Origin of the sequence: Bacillus sp. 103mf, assembly GCF_900116295.1 — a bacterium.
GTDB lineage: Bacteria > Bacillota > Bacilli > Bacillales > Bacillaceae_G > Bacillus_A > Bacillus_A bruguierae.
In genome coordinates, this window is the sequence record NZ_FPAF01000020.1 from 18,918 (window position 1) to 39,301 (window position 20,384).

Sequence of the window (20,384 nt, forward strand, 5' to 3'; positions counted from 1 at the left end):
TTAAAGACATCGCTATCCGAGAAAGAGTTTACAGTATTTGCACCTGCAAGAGCAAATTCGTTTTTTGGCATTAAAATACTACTCAATCTGTCAACGAATTGCCTATACTTATCGGAATTCATTACGTTTTTTACACGTTGTATGAGGTTTACACTTTCCCTAATTTTTGAGACTTCACCCGACTTTGAAAATGTACCTAATTTTGAAACTTTATCTGCACCTTTTGTTCCTGCCATTAATTGAACAGCTGCTAGCTCGACTTGGGCCTCTACATTTCCAAACCATTTAGCTCTGCTATTCCAATCTCCATTTACAACCTCTCGATTCCATGAATTAGAAATAGCTTGTTTTATAGCATCGTATGTTTCGTCTAAGTGAGAAAGGGCATACATAGCACTTTCAATGCTATCTATTGGGTGTAAGATAGTATTTGCCAATCCTTTAAGTTCATCTATAACAGCTTCACGTTTTCCTCTTCTGTAGAAAAGAAGAAATTGATAAAGTCTTGCCATGGTCAATGGATTTACCATCTAGATGCAGAGTACCGAAAAAAAGTAAAGTAGAGTAAAGTAAACAAAAAATAACTCCAAAATTAACTTTCATTGTATATTTTGGAGTTACTTTACGTTTACTTTAATATTAGATGTAGCTGTGTTTCACAATAAAAAAACCCTTTAGATAAACAGACCAAGGGGGGCAAAACATCGCGTCTTTCTTATAAACATCGTGACTTTATTTAAAAGCAACATCCATCTATTTTATATTTCGGAAAGCGTTCATCAAAAAAATTTCCTCTAATGGTATTTCCACTCATACTTGTTTGTCTGCATAATTCTTTTATATCTTAAAATGTTTTTCTCTGTTCAATGTTATTTAGACTCTTCCCTCTAAACAGCTAGATAACACAAAAAAGGACATATCCCTTTCGGAATTGCCCCTTTCACCTTGAGAATATTCCCCTCAGAATCTAGAAAAACAAACTATTGTTTTTGATTTAAAATATAATCAATTCTTGATTTATCACTAGCACTAGTCTCAATAACATTAAACAATTTCTGTTTTAAATTATCCTGATATATATTAAAATCTTTTTTTAATTCTTCTGATTCATTGTTTTCTATTTTTGAAATAGCCTCTCCAGCATGAGACAATTTTTCATATAAAAAATCTGGAAGTTGTTTTCTTTTTATTCCTTCTAACGCAAGATTAACAAGATACGAATACTTTATAAAATCACTGGTATTAATATTTTGCCAGTCTTCCTCAATGATTTTCCCACTGGCTTCAGTAACAGTTAAACCATCTTCATCTACATATTCATCCAAGTCTAATTGAACTGCTTCAATTATATATTCATAATTTATTGAGTTGCTCATTTATATCCAATCTCCCTTTTTGTTATTTTAACGTGTTATTTGTAATAACATTCACCTTAATATTAGGAAATTTTTCCCTGAATTCAAATATTAAATTAGTACAACTTTGACAGCAATCTAGTTCAGAGAATAAATTTATCTCCCCTTTTATATTGGGGTCTTTTATTTTAGAAGCGATATCTTCTAAAATTTTAGCTTCTGTGTCATTATACCTGTCGTGTACATCTTTCACATAATTCGTTAGAACTCTATCCTTTTCTGACGGAGTAATTGAAAAATCATCTGCATAACCCAACGAATCGCTAGAATGTATTTGACTATGTGCTTTAAAATCTTTTTTTATTCCTGAAATATCAACTTCCGCTGTTGCAACATTACCCGCTCCTAGTTTATCTAATTTCCGGTTAATTATTTTTTTCTTTGAGTTAGATAAATTTAAATATTCATCAGATTTTTTATAATTATTTCTAAATTCATCCAAGTTATTTCTAATGTTTTTTGATTCTTTTTGTAAATTTTTTCCGATATCTTTAGTAGTACCCTCACCTTTAAAAAATTGATAATTTGGTAGTTTTTCCTTAATTTGTTTAAAGACATCGCTATCCGAGAAAGAGTCTACAACATTTGCACCTGCAAGAGCAAATTCGTCTTTTGGCATTAGAAGATTATACAGTCTGTCAACGAATTGCCTATACTTATCGGAATCCATTACGTTTTTTACACGTTGTATGAGGTTTACACTTTCCCTAATTTTTGAGACTTCACCCGACTTTGAAAATGTACCTAATTTTGAAACTTTATCTGCACCTTTTGTTCCTGCCACTAATTGAACAGCTGCCAGCTCGACTTGGGCCTCTACATTTCCAAACCATTTAGCTCTGCTATTCCAATCTCCATTTACAACATCTTGATTCCACGAATTAGAAATAGCTTGTTTTATAGCATTGTATGTTTCGTCTAAGTGAGAAAGGGCATACATAGCACTTTCAATACTATCTATTGGGTGTAGGATAGTATTTGCCAATCCTTTAAGTTCATCTATAACAGCTTCACGTTTTCCTTCTCTGTAGCTATGATAGAGTCCGAAAATATTTTTCGCCACTTCTATTCCGTCCTCAGCAGCATCCTTAAATTGATCAAATAACGATTCGTCTTTTTTACTCTCTTCCTCAGCTTGACGGGCTTTATCTTCTGAAATTTTTTGAATAGGCCCGGTCCACTCCATATTCAACCCTTGCGTACTAAATGTTCCTGATACGGGGCTAAAACCTTTCCCGCTTTGAACTTCCGCAAGACCTTTCGCGATGCTCGCAGCTAGTTGGAGTGCTGTATCATAATTACTACTAGAAGTAAAATTGAATTCACGCAGATGGTTTAGTTTTTCTTGCAGCTTTTGTTTCATCATATCAAAAATACCCATCATAGCTTGCATGCCGGGAAGGGTGTTACTAATTACTTCAATACCTGCTTTCGTTTGGTCAATCCCTCGCATTTGTTCTTCTATTTCTTGTTCAATAACATCTGTTGAAGCTACTTTGGATTGAAAATCGTTTGGGAAGGCATCATTTTGACGGATCAATTCTTCACACAAGTAAATAATCCCTTGGGCTAAAGGGCGGAATGTTTGTGCAAAGAAGGCTTTTGCACTGTCATAAGTTTGTCCTTGCAAAACTGCATCGAACATAAAAGCATCAATCGAATTGATGACTTGTTCCATACCTTGAATCGTTGCAGTACACATAGCATTCATACTTTGTGTTTGAGATTGTACTTCTCCTAGATACATGTTTAGGCTCATGACCTCACCTCCAGTGCTAATTTTTGGCGCTGATGGTGAATGTCATTTTCTAGATTGCTTAGGTTTTGTTTTTCCTTTAGCAACGTTTCTTTTTGGTCTTCCAATTCGTGGGTAAGCTTTCGCTCAATTTACCCTGCATCTTGACGTAAATTATGAAAAAACTGTCCTAGTTCTCTATCATTATGCCAAGTTTCTAATATACGATCAAACAAGCGATAGCTTCGCCCTTTCCATTGATAAAAATCTGCTTCCGCTTGTTCTTGCCTGTGAATCGCGCGTTGATTTTGATATTGTTCTTCAGATAGACTTCTTAATTTTTCGTTCAGTTGATTCATTTGTTTCTCTATATCTTGGCTCATCTTTTCCCTCCTACTTTTTTACGTTCACATAGGTATCAGTTAAAGGGACCTTTATTAAAGGATAATTGTGAAAAATTGTTTTGAAGTGCGTTATCCATACGCTCGAACTCGTTAGCTACAGAATGAATGTTGCTAACCGCTTGTTGAAAGGCGCTATAAAATTGTTTCGTTAATTCCATAGCTTGTTGATTCGCTTCTTGGGCTTTAGCGTTGACAGATAACGTTGTACGTTCCGATTTGGTTATGGATCTACTTGTAGCACTTTGAATCGTATTGGAAGCTGTTCCCATTTGCGTTACAATTTGTCCTGCCGTTTGAAAATTACTTTGAAATTGTCCCATCGCTTGAATCCTCTCTCTCTTTTTCTGTCCAGTCTTTCTGAGTTTATTCGAAGGTCTTCATACTTCTACACAACTTTACAAACTATGAAAATTATACCATACAAAAAGGGTTTTTTATGAATAAATCCCAATTATTGTATATTCATTCTCAAAGCACTTAACTGTGTTAAATAGGATAGTCGACACAGTCTTTCTGATGTAGCCTGTTTCCATCTCCTTCAAACGTTTGGACAACGGATTAAGTTTTATTTAAAAGGTTTTCGGAAGAAGAAATTAGAATACTACTAACTGAGGTTTTACGTTATCGGAATAAATAGGAGGACTTCCCCAGTGCCATCAAGTTAGGATTTTGAACTGCATGCCAAAAAAAGCCGTTTTCCTATAAACTATGGAAAACGGCTTTTGTAATGTATCATTTATTATGAACACCCCTGTTCATGTAACAAGGATTAAGATTTATTCGCTATTATCATAAAACGTTTTGAATTCGTACGAATCCCTTTTTCAGTGTTGTTTGTTGCAATAAATTTTTTCAAAATGTCAAAGTCCTCTTTCGTTTCACCAAATCTTGGTATGATCGGTGTATGTTTTAGTAGAAAAATGAGGTCTTCAGGTGTTTGGTAATAATCAATCGCATCATACTCTAAGACTTGCACATCAGCAAAACCTGCCTGTCCTAGCTCGCGGACATATTTTTCCTTTAATGTGCCATCTTTTTCTCCTAAGCATTGCCCTCTTCCAAATGCTTCTTTTAAGTTCAATTTATCATGTTCGCTAACTTGCTGCGTTAAGAAGATACCGTTCTTTTTGATCACTCTTGCTACTTCTGCCGCCGTAAAAGGAGCATGACAAGTAGACACAATGTCAAAAAAAGAGTGTGGAAACAGCAAATCTTCGGATTCCATTTTGTAAAATCTAACGTTTGAAACACGTGCTTTTTCCAGGTTAGACTGTGCTGTTTCTATCATTCCACTTGCATTATCAATGCCAATCATGAATAAAGCAGCCAATGCAATTTTTAGTATATTCTCTCCCCCACCTGTACCAATATCGAGCAACACATCTGAGGGTTTGCATCTTCTAATTACTTCTTCATAAAAATCCCAAGTAGCACCTTCAGTTACGTATTTGAGTTTACTAAAATCCCAGCCATTTGATCTTCCAACTGTATCATAAAAGTTTTTGTAATCTAATTCATTCATTTTGTATATCCACCTTCCAAAAGAGTATAAAATCTAAGGTTATAAGACTTGTTACTGAATCAAGCCCGCTCCTTGCTTTAATAATGGTGACTCCCGAAACAGATTCAAAGTTTACATTTCCGAAAAAGGGCAGACTTCTCCCTTGATGGCTGGTACGCGTTTTACCCAACCCGAAAACTAATTACTTCGAACAATACGGAAAGACATCCACTTCACCCCATTTGAAAGATTATATTTATTATACTCTATTACATTTTTTGTGTATATTGTAAAATACATACTATTAGATGAATTGTTCTGTTATCATAACCCAAAAAAAGATCTATACGCTAAAACGAAACATAGCTAATTCATAACATTATTAATCTAAAACCTTTTTGTTACAAAAAAATACAGAATATAATTCCAAGCTAATATGAAATATTGCATATATAAATACATTGAAGTTTATTTAGATGCTCATTATAATTTATCTAGTATAAAGCTTTGTACGTAATTAGTTTAATATTTTTAGGAAAATATTTGAAAAACAAAAAAGTAGAGGGAAAATGAATGAGAATTTTAAAAGGAATGCTAGTGTCTACAGTTGCAATTACAGCTTTTACGGGACTAGGAAAGACTACTCATATAGTGAGTGCTGCTTCAAACAATTCAGTAGTACAGCAAAAAGAAGCTAATGTAGAAAAAAAAGATGAAAAACAAATCATTGTAAAGTTTAAAAATGAGATCAATTTACCGTATGAGGATGGTATAGAAAAGCGAATAAAACACGAAAAAAATGATGTGGTACTAGAAAACTTTTTTTCCGAATTCCCAGATTTAACATTAACTCGCTTATTTACGTCTGTAAGTCCGGAAGAAATTCAAAATCTAGATAAAAATGCGAAAACCGATAATAATAATTCATCTTCTAACCTATTAAATTATTATACAGTTCAAGTTTCAAAGAATGTACAAGCAGAAAGATTAGTAGAAAAATTAAAACAATCACCTTTGATAGAGGATGTATACATTAAAGAACTAGAAAATTTAACACCGCCTGAAATACAGCTGCCAAATTTATCTCTTAACCCCTATGATGACCCTAGATTTGAAAACCAAGGATATCTAAAAGAGGCACCATATGGAATCAATGCATCTTATGCATGGGGGATAAAAGGCGGCGATGGAAAAGGGATAACATTTGTAGATATGGAGTATGGCTGGTTATTAAATCATGAGGATTTAATAAATCAAAATATTGAACTTATGTCTGGGCGGAATTTAGATCAGCATGTTGGTCATGGGACTTCAGTATTAGGAGTTGTTTCAGCGGAAGATAATAATATAGGTAATATTGGTATTACACCAAAAGCTACAGTAAAGGTAATCTCTCAAATAAGGGATAATGGTCAGTATAACACAGCAGATGCCATATTAAGCGCTGTAAATAACCTAAATGCTGGTGATGTTTTATTATTAGAGGCACAATCATCTTATGTTGGATACGGAAAACAATATTTACCAGTTGAAGTGCAACCGGATGTATTTGATGCGATTCGTACTGGAACAGATAAAGGGATCATAATCATAGAGGCTGGAGCAAATGGTTCAAATGATTTAGATCAATTTAAAGATATAAATGGAAAACAAGTCTTGAATCGTAATAGCAAAGATTTCAAAGATTCAGGTGCAATCATGGTCGGAGCTGGTTCATCAACCGTTCCTCACGAACGTTTATGGTTTTCAAATCATGGAAGTCGAATTGATGTATATGGATGGGGTGAAAATGTAGATACAACTTCTGCAGAGTCAAGTAGAAGCATTCTAAATCTATACACGTCTAGATTTAATGGCACATCCAGTGCTTCACCAATCATCGCCGGTGCAGCAACTTCCATACAAAGTATTGCTAAGGAACGTTTAGGTCAACCTTATAAACCAAATGAGTTAAGAGCTATCTTAAGTAACACAAACACAGGAACACAATCTAAAAATCCATCTGTCGATAGAATTGGTGTTTTACCAGATTTGAAAGCTATATTATCAAATTTGGGATTTAAATCAAACGCATCTGATTCAGAATCAGAACATCCCCAGACTGGACAAATAACAGAACAAGAGCCAAATAATCAGTCTATACAGGCAAATATATTAGATTTTAATGCAACTATTAAAGGAAATCTTAACAACAATGATAATGTAGATGTGTATACTTTTAATATTGATTCCCAGCGCAATATTGATATTTCTACATTAAATGAAAAACAGATTGGAATGACATGGACACTTTATCATGAGTCAGATCTACAAAACTACGTAGCATATGGACAAAATGATGGTAATATGATCAAAGGAAAATATGAAGCGAAACCAGGGAAATATTATTTATACGTCTACAAGTATGAAAATAAAAATGGATCGTATTCATTAAACGTAAAATAGATTTTATGCATAAAGGAACTCCAAAAATGAACTGTACTCCAATTGTTAGACACAACTAACAATTGGGGTGCAGTTTTTTATGACCAAATCTCCTATCATTCTCGGAGATTGATTTGCAACGGAAACATCTATTAAGATAATTGCTTTCATGATACGAAATCAACTGTATTATTACATTTTCTGTGAGTTACTTTACACCTCACATCACGATTGCTCCCTCTACCCCCTAATATGCAATATTGCATATCAAAATGTATTGATAAAAATGTAAGCGCTTACTATAATAAGGGTATAAAGATGAAACACATCTTAACACAAAAAAAGAGGAGGAAATCATATGGCAATCGCAATGGCAGTTTTAAAATTTATCGGTGGAGTACTTCCATTCGTACAAGAGCTTTTAAAAGCATTTATGTAAGTTCATTATTCAGCAATTATTTATAAAAATTATCATACAAATGATCTGTATATCAAAGATGAATTGATGCACAGATCACTTGTGTGAGCAAAGTCCCTTTAGGTATTGAAGGGACTTTTTTAGATTCCTAGATATATAGAACAATCTCAAAAAAGAAAGAACCCTTACGAACCCCCTAATAGATAAAATTTCTATTTTGCGAATATCCCCGATGGATATAACCAAACGACATAGAACCAACACTCCACGCTAATACATTCTTTAGAAGATAAAACCTTGATTACTATGTGAAAATCAATAACTCACTTAACAATATCTCTTAAAAGAATCGCTGTAACAAAAACATCCATTATTGTTACAATATAATTACCATTCAAAAGAAACAACTACATATATATTTAGGAGGAGAAATACTTTGGAAATAGATAATATAAAAAATATCCTAAGAAAAAAAGCAACTATCTTTCAAACAGGTGGAAAAAGACCCGATCTATCTATAAATGAAAGTTGGATTGGAAAGATTCCCTATTCATTGCCAAATGAAACGTACCCAATCGACCGTTATCAAGACAAAATGTATGCAATCATGATGCTTAATTTAACTCAGGTCCCTTTTGTTCCAGAAGCATTAAAAGATATAAAAGCCATAGCAGTATTTCTTTCCCCAAACTTTGCTAAAGATTTATCCAACTTATCAGGAAATTTTTGTATTAGAGAATATGATTCTTTAGAGGAATTGGTACCAAATGAAATGTCACTTACGTTTCCCAATCTAAAACCTTTTCCTTTAATACCAAAATTAGTAACCGATGAGTTTCCAAAATGGGATACGGACGATTTCCCTAATAACATGCAAGATAGAATTTTTGAACTTGAAAACACAATTGGGATTGACTACTACGAGGATATTTTTGAAGAAAATCATTACAGACACAAATTAGGAGGTTATGCTTGCTTTGCTCAATCAGGTATCCAATGGCCCGCGGATTATGAATTTATTTTTCAAATAACAGAAGATCCAAAAGCAAAGTTTGGAATTATTCACGGCGGCGGAATTTACTTTGCCAAAAATAGTAAAACAAATAATTGGATTGCACATTGTGATTTCTTGTAGAAATAGAATATTAAGTGATTGAGTTTTTAAAAAGAGGTGGTTATTATTGAAAAAATTTTTAATGTCTTTCGTATTTACTGTATTCAGTCTATTAATCTCAATGAATATTCTTCAACTGTACTATACTAAGGAGACTTTTGGAGGAGAAGGTTATTTTCATATTATTACTAATGCAATGCAAATAACAGTTGTTGTTGTATACATTGGAGTTCCTCTAGTTTTACTTGGATGTGTTCTCGGAGAGTTACTATTTAGGTATATCATTTTACCTAATAAACTACATTTTATCATTTCTTCAATACTATATATCCTTCTAGGCACAGGAATTATATTTGTATTTGGGATTGTACTAGGAGCAAATACAACGAACATATTTACTATTGAGATGATGCCATATATGGGGCTGACTGCTATTTGTTCTATTACATTTTTCGTGAGCAGAACCATGTATGAACGAAAATGATAAAGTGAAACTTTAATCAGTGGGGGTTTTCTTCATCCCCCACTGATTATTAGTTGAACCAATCGGGCTTTTACGGGCAGTTTATCTCCCACCTAACTTCTTTGTTTTTGCTGAATTTTGAGGTGGGAGTATTACTGCCCGTTAATGCGGGATAAATCTATACCCATAACGAGTCAAAAACGCTATTCTTTTTAAAAAAATATACAGAAAAGATGACTTTGAATTTGCTGCACAACTAGGGATCATTTCTTACGTAAGGAAGGGGTATAAGGGGTTATATGAAGAGAATGAAAAATATAATGTTGTTAGTGGTATGTTTCTTATTTTTAAGTGGTTGTAATTATGAAAATGAAGATCAGGTAAAAAAATATATAAAAGAAAAACATGGCATCGATGTTGTTGTAACAGATTGGGGTGCTATACATGAAGGGAATATGGGACATACATACCATACTGTTCAAGCAAAAAACAACAAAAATATGCAATTTCGCGTAGAGGTAGATGGTATCCTCTATTCAAGAATAAAAGGTGATGAATACCAATATGGAAAAAATACATATGAGGAATATAAGAAATTCAGACCAATTTTAAAAGAAATTAAAAAGTTAGGCTACGAGGAATTCGAAAAAGAAAATGTACTTCAGTATATAGTTGATTATAGGGAAGAAAAACCAACTGATGAGTTGTTATTAACTTTAAAAACAAGTAACAAGATTGATTATAGTCAATTTGAATCGGCAGAATTAGATCGTTTATATGCTCTATTCCAACTCATTCAGAAGAGTAATAAGAAGATAACAGAACTTGAAATTAAGGATCATAATGGTGAAGATATAGGTTTCCCTTTTTACAATGTGCAAGAAGCTATAACGAAAGAAGAACTGCTTCTAACAATGAAAAACACTTTAGACAGTTATTGGACATATTTGATTCAAACTCAAACAAAGGTAGTAGACAGATTAAAAGAAGTTCAAAGCGACCGTTTTGTATTTAAAGGTATTACTTGTTCACATCCGAAAGATGGGAAGTGTCCGGGATATAAAGTGAATTTAGTTATTAATAGTACGGAATTTAAAAACGATTCCCCTTTAATTGAGGATCTAACAAAGGTGACCACTATCCTTAAAGAGGAACTATACAATAAAGAATTTACCATATGTTTAACCAACAAAGATGGAACAAGATATAAAGCCTGGTTATCATCAGAAGAAATCAAACAAAGTAATAACATCGAAGAACTTGTAAAAGAACGGTATCCTGAGAAATAAATCTAAAGCACTTTTTACGTTTGTTATTTGGTGTGAAAGCATAATATAAGTTATTAAAATAAATCATTTGTATTAATAGTGTAAGAGCATATTTCAAAATATGCTCTTTCTTTTTATGCATTTGCTAAAATCAATAACATGACTAAGTCTACTTTTATGTATCGTCAAACGGAAAATAAATGAAATCCCCCTTCCAAAAGAACATAAGTTCGTATATAATAAGAACGAATGTTCCGATTCGTAGGAGTAATTACCTTGTATGACTATTCTCTATTACCAAGCCGTCACCTTACGAAGTTTTTACGTCAACTAGTGGTTGTTGGTGATGTGAATAGACAAGGATCAATTGTGTTAGCTGCCACTCCGACCATGGAAACATATATAAGATGTTCGAATTACATAACAAAATTAGCTCTACAATAAGATTTTCACCGATATTCTATTAACAATTGCTCTCTAGATATGAAACAAACAGCAAATATATTAATAATTACAATGGATGGTAAAAATTCGATTATGAGAGGTGTAAATTACATGCAAGGGACTACACAACATGATAGAAACACATGATTAGGAGGAAATAAAACATGAGTAACGCAAATATGCCAAAAGATAGAGGAATGGTAAAATGGAGTCCGTTTTCTGTAATACCAGCACAATTTACTGGAATCCGCAGAATTATTGAGGAAAAAACGAAGGTGCCACGACCAGTATTAACAAAAAATGCAAAGGAGAGAATTGAAAACAAGTTATTATGCTCATTCCTTTCAGAAGAAGAAATATTAATTACTTATTATGAGGATGGTCATCTACTTACAAACTATATAACTGTAGTTGGCATAGATCCTTTGAATAACTCTGTAATATGTACAGACGCATTTTATCATAAAATGACTTTTAAGTTTATTGACATTATTGATGTGCAAGGAATAACTGTTTGAAAATTCATACCTTTCTCTTCATATATGATATTATAAATATATATCATTTCATTTCGTTTACAAGGGGGAATTGTGTTAGTGTTTTGGAAAATATTTTTTCTGTGTGCTAGTTTAATATTGAATGTATGTGCGTTTCCTGCTGCTATGTTTCTTGGCACAATGGCAACAGATGCTCCTGGAAGCGGTCTTACCGAATTTTCCATTGGATTCTTTATGATTCAGGGAATCCCTCTTATTTTACTCATCATTAGCATATTTTGTTTGGTAAGGAAGCCGAAAAATAATCAGAAAGACAATTGAATGTATTGTAAAAACAATAGAAACTGTAAATAAAGGTTTACTCCTCATACATATATGTATTACAAGATTCCATTTTCTGGTTATAGCATAAAAATAGGAATCGAGTGATCCGGACTCAATTTCTGTGGTGAAATCATTTGCCAACAGAATACCTAATAAAAGAATCCTGCTTTGTGCAGGGTTCTTTTAATTTTCCTTTAACATAAAGTGTAATACTATATAAGCCATCTTCCGTGTGGAACATCCTCTTTAATGTATATAAAGAAATTTATCGGAATAGGCTCAATATATATAAAGTTACACAAAAAATAATATTTGCTACAATTGTATTGATGTGTATCATTTGATATTTCGTTCATCGTACCCAAATATGCAATATTGCATATTAAAAAGTATTGATAAAATTGTAAGCGCTTACTATAATAAAAACATAAGGATTAACCACATCTTAGCACCTACGAAAGAGGAGGAAATATTATGGCAATCGCAATGGCAGTTTTATCATTCTTAGGTGGAGTAATTCCATTAGTTCAAGAACTTTTAAAAGCATTTATGTAAGTTCATTATTCCGCAATTATTTATAAAAATTATCATACAAATGATCTGTATTGCAAAGATGAATTGTTATGCAGATCATTTGTATGAGCAAACGTCCCTTTAGATCAATATGAAGGGACGTTTTTAGATTTCTACATACTTTAGGCTGTTGATAAATGAAGTTATGTTAACTCAGAAAAGATCATTCAATATAACCGAAATCTAAGATAGAAAGATAGTGGTAGATTGACAGAATTATACCCTCTTTATGTAAAGAACATACTACAAATAACCCTATCAAGTTCTAGGATTTAATCGAACCATTTGTCTCCATCAGTAATCCATTTACTGTTATGTAAATCAAAGCATGGATCATAATCATGAAAACTAAAGTAGGCAGGCATTTTAACGCTTGTGCCACCTGCTTTATTCCAGCACGCAGCAAACCATTCCACAATGGCTTCTGTTTCAATTTTAGATAGTTCCTCACCATTTTGATCATAAAACTCCCAAAATTCATCTGATTTGCCATCATAGTATTCTATATCTTCTATTAAATCGTGACTACCTGAAAAGATACTGCTATCGCTCCCTTCATAAAAGACTTCACTTGCTCCCCCGTCCATGGAATACATTACAATGGACATTCCAAATCCCTGAACAAAAGCTGTGAAATCTAATAAATCTATCCCCTTATAATAATTAAACTGAATTGTCTCTTTTATATTTCGAATCAGATCATCGGAATGTTCTTCAAGACCCTTTTTTAAAGAACTTGTGTAATTTTCTATTGTAAACAAACGATTCACTCCATATTCTAATTGAATTTCCAATATATTCCCATCATCTAATAATACCAAAATTAAGTATTAAAAATATGCACTACTTCGTCAAACATACTCTCCCATCCTTAGAAACAATCCCAATTGTATAACACATCTGAAAAGTCTAACCGAGCTAAGTCATCTTTATTAATAAAAAAGTTTGCAACACCTGAATCTCCCCACATAATTCCTAAATCATCATCTGTATCAATCTGTAAAAGCAACGTATCATATTTGCTCCCCTCATCTCGTGGATCATACTGTGTAAAGAATGGATACCCACCAATCCTATGTCCTATATTACTCATATGATCAACGTATAACTCCCATAACTCAATCGTTCTATCACCGTCTTGTACCTCTTTTTCCCCCTCAAAACCCACAAGGAACTCACTTCCGAATCGGTAATCACAAGTTGTAACTGGCTGTAATCTTTCTTCAAATACAAGTTTCGCTTCCAAAGGAGAAATAAACTCTTCATCATCCTCGCCAATATCATAGTTAAACTCAGTAACCAATTTACTTTTGTCTTTGATAATATCTTGACGATATATAACTCTAAACCCTTCTTGGGTTGTAGGATTATCGAAATCCGCCCCAACTAAATCATCTGTAGCATCTACAAAGAATTGTAAGATGCCCTGTGTCGGCATGTTATCGATATGCGGCATATCTTCAAAATTGATTTGCGCCAGCAAACGCAATGTCTCCCCTTGTTTGTTTTTAGGGAGTTCCTCACCAATTAGCAAATAAGGATCTCCACCAATTTTACTCTCCCATAACTCTGTAGTCCCTACTTTACCTGTCATTTTTAGTGTTGGTTTTAATGATTTTAAAATATCTTCTTTATAGTTTTCTAATTGCTTAGGAATATATAACTCTATATCTTTCATTTAGAATCCCCCTGTTTTTATTTAAATGTTAACATAACAAAACATCTTATACATATATTTCCTATGTGGTAGTTACATGGCTGGCATTGTTTGTGCTTACAAATTGAGATTTTATTTAAAATGTGAGGGTGATTTTTTCAGGCTATTGTAGATATCATGGTTTGACTAAGCTCTTCTTTTTACATCACCAAACAGATAGCCTTGTTCTTGTATCATTTTCGTCAGTTATATATTCAACATTCTCAAACCCACAATCTCTTGCATTGTCATATAATAATTCGAGGTCTTTCTTATTTTTGCAGTATATCGTGACATAACTACAATCAACCACTAACAGAACAAGTTGACACTTGCTTCCAATAAACTCTTCATAGGTATCAATATCGGAGAATTTACCTTTTAAATATGCTTGTAAGTCAGCGAAAATCATATAATATTTATTACCTTCCAATAGATTTTTGAGTTCAGCCCCGTCAATAATATCTCTATCTTCTGAGAAAAGTTCTTTACCTAATTGGTCATTTTCTACTATATATGACTCACCATCGCCAATTCGCCAACTAAAAACAGTAATGTCGATTGGCTTTAGCACTTCTCCAAGCAAACTTCCATATTCGTTTGGAACTTCAAAACGAATTCCTCTCCTCATAACATCGCCTCCCCCTCAAGATTATTATAAAACGAAACAGTTTGATAGCTATGCAGCAATTTTTCTTTTCGTGGCATTCTTTTTTCTCATATGATCGTAATCGGTGTCTACCACTCAATCTAATCTCACAACTCATCAATTCTTACACAAGACATACCTCGGCTTGATAGTTCTTGAAAGACATCTTTTAATGCATGAATGGTATTCATAGGAGCATCTTCATCCGCTCCAAAGGTTTTTCCACAATCATGCAAGAGGATGATATCTCCATTTTTCATATCCCGTAATAGTCTTTTTTTAACTTTTTCACTGCCGCCTTTACTGCCCCAATCCTCTGCCATTACCGATCATAGGATGATCTTGTACTTTTTCATTAGAAAAAAATCGGATACGTTTAATAGTCCCCATGGCGGACGGTAATAGATGGGACGTTCCCCAGTAATGTTTTCAATGATTGAAGCACTCTTCCTTAAATGCCTCCTTATCATCCAATGGTCCATAATCCAGTTGGACTTGTGCACGTAATTATGAATTCCTATTAAATGTCCCTCTGCTCGTATTCTTTCAATTAACTCAGGATATTGTTCCGCTTTAGAACCAACGACAAAAAATGTCGCTTTCATATTATTTATTTTTAACAAGTCCAATAGCTGCGGAGTATAAATAGAGTTTGAACCGTCATCAAAAGTAAAAGCAATTTTTGCAGAAGAATCTTTCCTTTTTAACACTCCGATACCAAAACCGGCAGTAAGAATATATGGAACAAGCCAGTATAATGCTAGTAAAAACAACACCAGTAAAATAACCTTAACCATTTCCTGCACTCTCCCCTCTCTATAATTTCTGTTCTTGCATTTTTTTCGTAGGACAATGCTGAAAATAAAAGACAAGATAAAAGGTCCGCCGCCAAGTATAAAAGGAAGAAATCTTCCATAACGTACCCCTGCAAATGGGCTGCTTACCGATATAGTATAAGGCAATATCCCTAAGGCGGTCGTCCATATAAAAACCCTTCTATTTACTCCCAATATACCTGCCGTATAGTTTATGAAATGATAAGGAACCAACGGTACAAAACGCAGAATCAAAAGCCCTGTATCTCCTTGTTTTTGTAGCCAACGATCTATTTTTATCAAGTAAGGATTAGTCAATGATTCAATGATTGAACGAGCGAGCCAATCGGATAGATAATATGCAAGGACTGCTCCTAAGATCCCGCCAATCCATGAATAGAATCCCCCTGCAACTGCACCGTATATTTCTATAAGAAAAAGAGAAACAAATTCGCCAGGCACAGGTATTACATTGACAACCGTTTGAATCATAATACCTAACAATATCCCGAAAACACCGAGATAGCGAATGGATTCAAGCCATACTTTTTCCGATCCTGTATGAAGAAAATACAAATAAATTCCTGTAAGAAGTAAGAAGACAATTAAACTTCCAATAGATAGAGAGCGAGCTACTGGTTTCTTGAACTTGTATGACGCAAACATTCCCCCCCATATTTCACCTTGTTAATTATGAACCAACTGAATACATTAGGTCAGGTACATTGGAATTGTTTTCTTTTGTATTCATAATGACTTCTACTGATGCTTTACGTTGCAGAGAAAAACTGGCTACATAAATTAAAATCAACAACAAAAAAGCAACCGCCCTTGCAGACGGTTTTACTTTACGCTTATATATTTACTTTCTCTAACTCCATTTCCATGGTATTTAATACGTTTTCTTTCAAATAAAGAAACGCTGCTTGCTCTTCTTTCGTCATACCACGAAAATCATGTATTCCATCTAGCAATAACCAACGCGCATCACCTATGATATTCCGATACCGCTTCCGTTCTATCTCATTAGGTATAGATGTGAGCATTTTCTCGACACTAGCAATTAAGAATCTACGCTTTACCCCATCAATAAAATATACCGAAATGTAATCAATCGCTTTATTAATTTCGAAATAATATGTATTATGACCACGCTTCACTTCTGCAATATGCAATATTAACTCCTGTCCTTCTGATACGGATACTTTATACTTCGCCAACTGCTTCATTTTCTTCTCTCCTTTACTGTAATTCGTCCCTCTATTACATGTAAAATTTTAGCACTTTAAAGTTAACGAAATGTAAATAGAGTATAAATTTCCCATTAATGATGGTTAAATTTACTTTTTATATATTTCCATGTGGAAAATTAATAAAATACCCCTTCCGAAAGAACGTTTGTTCGTATATAACAAGGACAAATGTTCTCATTATTAGGAGTGATTGCTTTGTATGACTATTCTCTTTTACCAAAACGGAAGATCTTATGTGTGGATTTACGAAGTTTTTACGCTAGCGTTTCCTGCATCAAAATGGGTTTCGATCCCTTACGTACAAAACTAGCTGTTGTTGGCGATGCGAATAGGCAAGGGTCAATTGTGTTAGCTGCAACCCCTCCTCTAAAAAAATAGGAGTTAAAAAGGTGAGTTGGTTATATGAGATTCCACGACGGTACGACGTACTTATTGTCAATCCACAAATGGAGACTTATATAAGGTGTTCGAATTACATAACAACATTAGCTCTACAATACGTCGCCTTTGAGGATTTTCATCAATATAGCATTGATGAATTCTTTATGGACGTTACGGCAAGTTTACATCTATTCGCACAAAATCCATACGAATTTGCTATGAAGTTCAAAAAAGAAATATATCAAAAGACACGTATTGATAGCACAATTGGAATTGGTCCTAATTTATTAATGAGTAAAGTTGTTCTTGATGTGGAAGCGAAAAAAAACACTGACGGGATTGCATATTGGAGTTATGAAGATGTACCGGAAAAACTATGGCCAATCCATCCACTCAGCAAATTTTGGGGAACATCGAGTAAAACCGAAGCAAAGTTTAATCGAAAAGGTATCCATACAATCCGTAATTTGGCCCATTACCCTATCAAGTACCTAAAGGAATCATTCGGTATCATTGGAGAAGAACTTCATTTACATAGTAATGGCATTGATTTTAGTCTCATTTCTGAAAAATATATACCGAATGAGACTTCAATCGGTAAAAGTCAAATACTCATGCGAGATTATAAAACAGATGAAGTTCAGCCAGTCCTCTTAGAACATACCGAAGAAGTTTGTTATAGATTAAGGCAAAAAAGAAAATTATCAAGGACTATACAATTTTCCATCAGCTACAGCAAAGACTATCCAGGTGGATTCAAAAAACTTGTACATTAGAACGACCTACAAATTTAACTTTAGATATATACCGTGTTTGTTTCATGTTTTTAAAGCAGCTCCATACAGGGGGAACCGATTCGTACAATAAGCATTGCACTAACTAATTTAGTGAACGAGGGTGAAGAACAAATTAGTCTTTTTGATGACATACGAATAAGAGAAAGAGAAATTATACTAGCCAGAACGATGGATGAAATACGAACACGGTTTAGTAAGAATAGCATTTTAAGAGATGTGTCCTATACTTCTGCCGCAACAGGAAGATACAGAAATACGCTTATTGGAGGGCATAAAGCATGAACAATACAGGAGTACCGAAAATGAAAGGTCGTGGCATGGTGAAGTGGCAGCCGTTTGCGTCAATGCCAGAGCAATTTGCTGGTATAAAACAAATTGTTGAAGAACACACAAAAATACCACGCCCTATTCTTACACAAGATGCCAAAGAAGAAATCGAAAGAGAACTACTTGAATCAATGAAATTACAAAAAACAATTATGATTTCTTATTACCAAAACGGACAGATTCTACATGAGACAGTCGTTACAAAAGTGATTGCACGCCAAACAAGAATGGTGTTTTTTCAAGACTTGTTTGGGTTTACATTACGTTTAAAATTTGATGATATTGTAAGTGTTGATTAGGATCTATTAATGACTATTTTAGGTGTATATACGTATCAGTAGCTGTAATATGATACATAGTTTCTTTCGAATATACGTATTAGTGTTCATATTTTTCGTTTTATAGTGGTTTTCCCTAGTGAATTATCAGTGAAATCAAGTACGTATAAATGTCAAAGGCTTCCTCAATGGAATCGAGGAAGCCTTTGCTTCTCTAAACTATATAGACTTTTTCAATGGACTCTATTACATACTGTATTTTGTTAAATTTAATTCTAATTAATCATTATTAAAGAAACCAATATTAGGATCAATCAGCAAAGTTCTATCTAAAAAGAGATTTCCTAACTCACATGAAGTTTCAGGAAGATAGGCACAACTATGGCATGCTGCACCATTAAGATTATTGACACCTTGACCAGAAGATTTTCCAATCTCCGAACAAACTGAATCAGAACTGCACCATCTTGCCTTATCTATGGCCTTATAGACTATTGAGAAGAAATTCTCTTGCTTCCCCATTCTAACAAGTCCTCCAAATGTTCCGTCAATATCTCCTGATGATGTATAAATCAATATTCCGCATTGATTATCATTAAAATATAGACGTTCACGGAGTGAAGCAGAATTGTAACCGCAAGTTAAAGCAAGTTCGTCAATTATGATGTGGGATAGATTATGAAGCAGAACATTTCTAGGATTTATTAAAGAATCATCAACGGCTGATCCTCGTTTTTCAACACGTGTAAGCAATCTATTAAAGTATTTTGAAACATCTGTTCTTTGTTCCCACAACATCAACTTCTCTAAATTTATGGTAAAGAAAATTCCCTCACCATAAACTTTATAAGCTAGCAGCCAATTATTATTTGGCAAATCGGGTTCTTTAAATAATAACTTTTTCCCTTTTGATATTTCATTTTGCCCTGCTGCATCTTCATTTGTAGTAAGTCTATTAAATCCTGTTAAAGCAATTGTTTCTTTTAATTTTGTAACTCTATTAATAAGATTAAAATAAGTAGCTATATTGTCTTCAATTACCTGTTCACAATTCCATTCTTTTTTCACCTTTAAGTTTTTAGTGTCGATTTCTTGTAAAAGCGTTTTAAACTCTTTTTTCCTTAACTCAGTTTCTGCATTTCTAGGGTTTATTTGTTCAGAGGATTGTTTACCCTCTAATCCCCCTTCAAGATAAAGAATAGCAAGCTCAATGTCTGATTGACTATATTCTTGTATTTCAGGCGGACATAACTTTTTTACTATCTTAATCTTATCTTCAAGATTATCTGTAACATTCTTTATCAATTGCACGATACAGGTAACGCCATTCTCCTTTGACTTTTATATAGGTCTCATCCAATTTCCAAGATAGTTGTACTCTTTTATTTTTCTTCTTCCAAATTTGCTAGAGAAGGTTTCCGTATTCATGAACCCAGCGCATGATAGTTGTTGGGTGAACTGAGATTCCACGTTCTTTTAAAATTTCAGAGACATCACGATAACTTAAAGAAAAACGACAATAGTAGCCGACGGCTACCAAAATAATATCTTTCTTGAACTGTTTTCCTTTAAAATATCGCATTTGTGTTTCTCCTTACTCTTTTTTCT

Annotated in this window: 18 protein-coding genes and 7 pseudogenes; 11 read left to right on the plus strand and 14 right to left on the minus strand. The window is 33.6% G+C overall.

From position 1 onward, the window contains the following. Nucleotides 1-26: 26 nt before the first annotated feature. From BM350_RS27735 to BM350_RS23590, 6 genes and pseudogenes are all read right to left on the minus strand, one after another. Nucleotides 27-482: pseudogene (locus BM350_RS27735) on the minus strand (cytosolic protein); the annotation flags it as partial. Between the two features lie 498 nt (nt 483-980). Further along, nucleotides 981-1,376 (minus strand): hypothetical protein, encoded by a 396-nt coding sequence (locus BM350_RS23570; RefSeq protein ID WP_090948316.1) that lies wholly within the window; start codon nt 1,374-1,376, stop codon nt 981-983. Between the two features lie 22 nt (nt 1,377-1,398). Beyond that, nucleotides 1,399-3,174 carry a deaminase domain-containing protein gene (locus BM350_RS23575; RefSeq protein ID WP_090948318.1) on the minus strand — a complete coding sequence of 592 codons (1,776 nt, stop codon included), beginning with the start codon at nt 3,172-3,174 and terminating at the stop codon, nt 1,399-1,401. Beyond that, nucleotides 3,171-3,533 (minus strand): annotated as a pseudogene (locus BM350_RS23580) (DUF3958 family protein). Before BM350_RS23580 ends, BM350_RS23575 begins: the two are co-directional and overlap by 4 nt. A 35-nt stretch (nt 3,534-3,568) precedes the next feature. After that, nucleotides 3,569-3,874, minus strand: coding sequence for a TIGR04197 family type VII secretion effector (locus BM350_RS23585; RefSeq protein WP_090920631.1), 306 nt, complete (start codon nt 3,872-3,874; stop codon nt 3,569-3,571). 449 nt (nt 3,875-4,323) lie between these two features. After that, on the minus strand, nt 4,324-5,076 hold the full coding sequence (locus BM350_RS23590; protein WP_090920634.1) for a class I SAM-dependent methyltransferase: 753 nt from the start codon (nt 5,074-5,076) through the stop codon (nt 4,324-4,326). Nucleotides 5,077-5,628: 552 nt separating this feature from the next. Here BM350_RS23590 and BM350_RS23595 point away from each other — a divergent pair. The 9 genes and pseudogenes from BM350_RS23595 to BM350_RS28100 all read left to right on the plus strand — a co-directional run bounded on the left by BM350_RS23595 (nt 5,629) and on the right by BM350_RS28100 (nt 12,562). Beyond that, the gene (locus tag BM350_RS23595) at nt 5,629-7,500 is read left to right on the plus strand and encodes a S8 family peptidase (RefSeq protein ID WP_090920636.1); all 1,872 of its coding nucleotides are present in this window, start codon (nt 5,629-5,631) and stop codon (nt 7,498-7,500) included. Nucleotides 7,501-7,731: 231 nt separating this feature from the next. Next, nucleotides 7,732-7,918: pseudogene (locus BM350_RS28095) on the plus strand (hypothetical protein). Nucleotides 7,919-8,333: 415 nt separating this feature from the next. After that, a complete protein-coding gene (locus BM350_RS23605) occupies nt 8,334-9,032 on the plus strand; it encodes a DUF1963 domain-containing protein (RefSeq protein WP_090920639.1) in 699 nt (232 codons plus the stop codon). Between the two features lie 46 nt (nt 9,033-9,078). After that, nucleotides 9,079-9,495: a hypothetical protein gene (locus tag BM350_RS23610; protein ID WP_090920642.1), complete on the plus strand. Its 417-nt coding sequence runs from the start codon at nt 9,079-9,081 to the stop codon at nt 9,493-9,495. A 278-nt stretch (nt 9,496-9,773) separates the two neighbouring features. Continuing rightward, complete coding sequence (locus BM350_RS23615) at nt 9,774-10,763, plus strand: hypothetical protein (RefSeq protein WP_090919568.1); 990 nt, start codon at nt 9,774-9,776, stop codon at nt 10,761-10,763. Between the two features lie 228 nt (nt 10,764-10,991). Further along, nucleotides 10,992-11,183: pseudogene (locus BM350_RS27120) on the plus strand (hypothetical protein); the annotation flags it as partial. 167 nt (nt 11,184-11,350) lie between these two features. After that, nucleotides 11,351-11,704, plus strand: coding sequence for a YolD-like family protein (locus BM350_RS23625; RefSeq protein WP_090919565.1), 354 nt, complete (start codon nt 11,351-11,353; stop codon nt 11,702-11,704). A 72-nt stretch (nt 11,705-11,776) separates the two neighbouring features. Then, nucleotides 11,777-12,004 carry a hypothetical protein gene (locus tag BM350_RS23630; RefSeq protein ID WP_244548068.1) on the plus strand — a complete coding sequence of 76 codons (228 nt, stop codon included), beginning with the start codon at nt 11,777-11,779 and terminating at the stop codon, nt 12,002-12,004. A 370-nt stretch (nt 12,005-12,374) separates the two neighbouring features. Next, nucleotides 12,375-12,562: pseudogene (locus BM350_RS28100) on the plus strand (hypothetical protein). Between the two features lie 290 nt (nt 12,563-12,852). Here BM350_RS28100 and BM350_RS23640 read toward each other — a convergent pair. The 6 genes from BM350_RS23640 to BM350_RS27745 all read right to left on the minus strand — a co-directional run bounded on the left by BM350_RS23640 (nt 12,853) and on the right by BM350_RS27745 (nt 16,969). Further along, nucleotides 12,853-13,341, minus strand: a complete 489-nt coding sequence (locus BM350_RS23640) for a hypothetical protein (RefSeq protein WP_090919576.1) — start codon at nt 13,339-13,341, stop codon at nt 12,853-12,855. 110 nt (nt 13,342-13,451) lie between these two features. Further along, a complete protein-coding gene (locus tag BM350_RS23645; protein ID WP_090919559.1) occupies nt 13,452-14,258 on the minus strand; it encodes a YwqG family protein in 807 nt (268 codons plus the stop codon). A gap of 184 nt (nt 14,259-14,442) precedes the next feature. Further along, the gene (locus tag BM350_RS23650; RefSeq protein WP_090919556.1) at nt 14,443-14,907 is read right to left on the minus strand and encodes a DUF2691 family protein; all 465 of its coding nucleotides are present in this window, start codon (nt 14,905-14,907) and stop codon (nt 14,443-14,445) included. A gap of 125 nt (nt 14,908-15,032) precedes the next feature. Continuing rightward, nucleotides 15,033-15,248, minus strand: coding sequence for a polysaccharide deacetylase family protein (locus BM350_RS28105; protein WP_348272216.1), 216 nt, complete (start codon nt 15,246-15,248; stop codon nt 15,033-15,035). A gap of 6 nt (nt 15,249-15,254) precedes the next feature. After that, on the minus strand, nt 15,255-16,406 hold the full coding sequence (locus tag BM350_RS28110; protein WP_348272217.1) for a polysaccharide deacetylase family protein: 1,152 nt from the start codon (nt 16,404-16,406) through the stop codon (nt 15,255-15,257). A gap of 188 nt (nt 16,407-16,594) precedes the next feature. Further along, nucleotides 16,595-16,969 (minus strand): hypothetical protein, encoded by a 375-nt coding sequence (locus BM350_RS27745; RefSeq protein ID WP_244548069.1) that lies wholly within the window; start codon nt 16,967-16,969, stop codon nt 16,595-16,597. A 219-nt stretch (nt 16,970-17,188) separates the two neighbouring features. On the opposite strand from BM350_RS27745, the pseudogene BM350_RS23665 reads away from it, so the two are divergent. Next, nucleotides 17,189-18,453, plus strand: a pseudogene (locus BM350_RS23665) (Y-family DNA polymerase). Beyond that, nucleotides 18,450-18,797: a YolD-like family protein gene (locus BM350_RS23670; RefSeq protein WP_090919553.1), complete on the plus strand. Its 348-nt coding sequence runs from the start codon at nt 18,450-18,452 to the stop codon at nt 18,795-18,797. Before BM350_RS23665 ends, BM350_RS23670 begins: the two are co-directional and overlap by 4 nt. Nucleotides 18,798-19,055: 258 nt before the next feature. Here BM350_RS23670 and BM350_RS23675 read toward each other — a convergent pair whose 3' ends face one another. Further along, the gene (locus tag BM350_RS23675; RefSeq protein ID WP_244548070.1) at nt 19,056-20,087 is read right to left on the minus strand and encodes a DUF1998 domain-containing protein; all 1,032 of its coding nucleotides are present in this window, start codon (nt 20,085-20,087) and stop codon (nt 19,056-19,058) included. Then, nucleotides 20,071-20,358 (minus strand): annotated as a pseudogene (locus tag BM350_RS23680) (IS6 family transposase); the annotation flags it as partial. The pseudogene BM350_RS23680 and the gene BM350_RS23675, both read right to left, overlap by 17 nt. Nucleotides 20,359-20,384: the final 26 nt, after the last annotated feature.